Here is a 2758-nt window from a genome sequence, read left to right as displayed (position 1 = left end):
GCTGTGGGGGACAGCTTGGGGGACAAGGAAACCGGCGAGGAAGCCGGCGGCGCGACCACCGCCGTGATCGGTATTGCTTGCGGCGCCGTCACATCGGTGGCCAGCACACTGTGCACGCCGAACCACGACACCAGCATCGCGGCGACGGTGGCGGCCGCCCAGGCGGCCACGCGCAGCAAGGTTCGTCTCATCGGCCGTCATCCTGCCTCATCGCTGTGCGTACGGTAGCGCGGTATGGCGACTGTTCTCGTGGTCGAAGACGACGCGTTCGTCCGCGCCGCGCTCGTGCGGCACCTGTCCGACGCCGGGCACGCGGTACGCAGCGTCGGCGCGGCGCTCGACGCGTTGCGTGAGGTGACGCAGGTCGGCTGTGATCTCGTGGTGCTCGACCTGGGCCTGCCGGATCTCGACGGGGCCGAGGCGCTGCGGATGTTGCGCGGCGTCACCGAAGTGCCGGTCGTGGTGGCCACCGCGCGCGACGACGAGGCGGGCATCGTCCGGCTGCTCAACAGCGGCGCCGACGACTACCTGGTGAAACCGTTCTCGCCCGAGCATCTCAACGCGCGGATCACCGCGGTGCTGCGGCGCGCCGGAAACGCGGGCGCAACCCCGTTGTTGCGCGTCGGCGGCCTCGTCGTCGACCCGCTCCGGCGCGAGGCGACCCTCGACGGGGCGGCGCTCGATCTCACCCGGCGTGAGTTCGATCTGCTCGCGTTCCTCGCCGCGCGCCCCGGGGTTGTGGTGCAGCGCAAGGAACTTCTCAGCGCGGTCTGGCAGCAGGCCTATGGTGGGGACCAGACCATCGACGTGCACCTGTCCTGGCTGCGCCGCAAACTCGGGGAGACCGCCGCGAAACCCCGGTACCTGCACACGGTTCGCGGGGTGGGCGTGAAGATCGAGGCGCCATGAGGTGGGCGCTGGTCAGGGTCGCGGTCGCGGTGACCACGATGGTGGCGCTGGCTTTCCTTGTCCCGCTTGGCCTGCTGGTCGCCGAGACCGCGCACGACCGCGCGTTCGCCGGCGCCGAAAGGCAGGCCGCCCAGTTCGGCCCGGCATTGGCGATCACCACCGATCACACCGCCCTGCAACGGGCGCTGGTCAGCACGAAAGCCGGGGCTGACGGCATGGTCGCGGTACACGTACCGGACGGCGGCGGGGCATCGACGACACTCGGCACGTCGCGCGCGGACGCCGCGCAGCTGGCCGGGGTCACCACGAGCGGCAGCTCCGCGACGCTGAGTGTGCCCGGTGGTTACGCGCTGCTGCAGCCGGTCGCGGTAGACAACGCGCGGATCGCGGTCGTCGAGGTTTTCGTGCCGGAGGCGGCACTTTCGGCGGGGGTACCGGCCGCGTGGCTGGTACTCACCGGGGTCGCGGCGGCGCTGGTGCTGATCTCGGTGCTGGTCGCCGACCGGCTCGGCACCCGCATCGTCGGCGCGGCCCGAAGGCTGGCCGACGCGGCGCGCGAGCTCGGTTCCGGTGACCTCGATGCGCGTGCTCCCGACACCGATCGGCAGGCGCCGCCGGAGCTGCGCGAGGCCGCGTCCGCGTTCAACGCGATGGCGGAGCGGGTGCGGCAACTCGTTGCGGGAGAACGGGAACTGGCCGCCGACCTGTCACATCGGCTGCGCACTCCGCTGACCGTGTTGCGGCTCAACACCGCCGCGCTGGAGGAGTCGGAAAGCGCCGAGCAGACCCGGCATGCGGTGGCCCGGCTCGAACACGAAGTGGACCAGCTCATCCGCGCCGCACGTGGCCGTGGCGGGGAGGAGACCGTCGTGCTCGGCTGTGACGCCGCCGATGTGGTGCGTGACCGCACGGACTTCTGGTCGGCGCTCGCCGAAGACCAGGGCCGGCGCTGGCGGGTCGACGGCATGCACCGGTCGGCACCCGTCCCGGTGTCGCGCGCGGACCTCGCGGCGGCACTGGATGCGGTGCTGGGCAACGTTTTCCGGCACACCGACGAAGGTGTCTCGTTCGGGGTGGACGTCCGGACCACCGACTACGCCGTGACGATCCGGGTCTACGACGCCGGTCCCGGCATCCCCGACCCGGCGGCGGCGTTGCGGCGCGGCGCCGGCGCGGGTGGCGCGGGCTCGACGGGGCTGGGCCTGGACATCGCCCGCCGTGTCGCGGAGGCGGCCGGTGGCGAGCTGACCATCGGCCGTGCGGCCCGCGGTGGCGCCGACATCCGGTTGCGGCTACGGACCGCACCCGCTGCCTTAAGGGCGTCTTAAGAGACCTTTCGTCCTTCCTGAGCACGGTTCGCGCCGGCCCGGCCGCGCACTAGCGTCCCGCGGGTCCAAACCACTCGAGGAGGGAAAACCCCGATGTCGTCCCCACATGGCCGGCACCGCCGCCGGCTGATTTCCGGCGGTGCGGCGGCACTCGCGATCGCGGGCGCCACGGTGGCCGCCGTCGCGATCCCCGGCACGGCCAGCGCCGCCGGGCTGAGCGCGGTCTATACCAAAACCACCGACTGGAGCACCGGCTACACGGCGGAGTACAAGCTGAGCAACGCGACCGGTCAGCCGATGAGCGGCTGGCGGCTCAGCTTCACCCTGCCCGCGGGCGCGAAGGTCACCTCGCTGTGGAACGCCGCGTACACAGTGGACGGTCAGCAGGTCACGGTCACCGCGCCGGCCTGGCAGCCCACGATCGCCGACGGGCAGTCGCTCGACATCGGTTTCGTGGTGAGCGCGGGAAAGGCCGACCCCACGTCCTGCCACATCAACGGTGCCGACTGCTCGACCACCCC

At 72.0% G+C, this 2758-nt stretch carries 3 protein-coding genes and 1 pseudogene; 3 read left to right on the top strand and 1 reads right to left on the bottom strand.

Going from position 1 to position 2758, the window contains the following annotated elements:
• Positions 1 to 191: pseudogene (locus GKO32_RS37745) on the bottom strand (hypothetical protein); the annotation flags it as partial.
• Between the two features lie 43 nt (positions 192 to 234).
• Here GKO32_RS37745 and GKO32_RS37740 point away from each other — a divergent pair.
• The 3 genes from GKO32_RS37740 to GKO32_RS37730 form a co-directional block, all read left to right on the top strand.
• The gene (locus tag GKO32_RS37740; protein ID WP_154761699.1) at positions 235 to 909 is read left to right on the top strand and encodes a response regulator transcription factor; all 675 of its coding nucleotides are present in this window, start codon (positions 235 to 237) and stop codon (positions 907 to 909) included.
• Positions 906 to 2237, top strand: coding sequence for a HAMP domain-containing sensor histidine kinase (locus tag GKO32_RS37735; RefSeq protein ID WP_154761698.1), 1332 nt, complete (start codon positions 906 to 908; stop codon positions 2235 to 2237). The genes GKO32_RS37740 and GKO32_RS37735 overlap by 4 nt, the downstream gene beginning before the upstream one ends.
• Positions 2238 to 2330: 93 nt before the next feature.
• The coding region (locus tag GKO32_RS37730) for a cellulose binding domain-containing protein (RefSeq protein ID WP_208024667.1) at positions 2331 to 2758 on the top strand (428 nt) is incomplete at its 3' end.

Origin of the sequence: Amycolatopsis pithecellobii, assembly GCF_009707865.1 — a bacterium.
Classification (GTDB): domain Bacteria; phylum Actinomycetota; class Actinomycetes; order Mycobacteriales; family Pseudonocardiaceae; genus Amycolatopsis_E; species Amycolatopsis_E pithecellobii.
The sequence above is the reverse complement of the archived record's forward strand: the minus strand, read 5'-3'. Positions and strand labels throughout refer to the sequence as shown.